The following is a 235-nucleotide window of genomic DNA, read 5'->3' as shown; positions in this document are numbered from 1 at the left end:
GGATGACTCCGAGCAACTGCTCACCAACGACGAGACGCGCGCAGTGCTGATGCGCTTCTCCCTGGGCAGCATGAGCTTGACGGAGCTTCGAATGTGGGCGTCGTCCAAGCAGGAGGTGCGCTGGGAGTCTCCGTACGAGGCGATCCTGGGGGAGGTCTTGATGGCCGTCGCCGATGACGGCTTCGATGTCGAATTGGCGCAGACGTTCGTCGATCGTCTGGGTTGGGAGCTGACG

General features: G+C 62.6%; 1 protein-coding gene. It reads left to right on the top strand.

Annotation, left to right across the window (positions count from 1 at the left end; all coding sequences use genetic code 11):
• Positions 1 to 235: hypothetical protein (locus FJ658_RS16435; protein ID WP_181408511.1), on the top strand; the 235-nt coding region annotated here is incomplete at both ends.

Source organism: Schumannella sp. 10F1B-5-1, from assembly GCF_006517535.1.
In the GTDB taxonomy this organism is placed as follows: Bacteria; Actinomycetota; Actinomycetes; order Actinomycetales; family Microbacteriaceae; genus Schumannella.
This window is presented reverse-complemented; position numbering and strand designations above follow the sequence as displayed.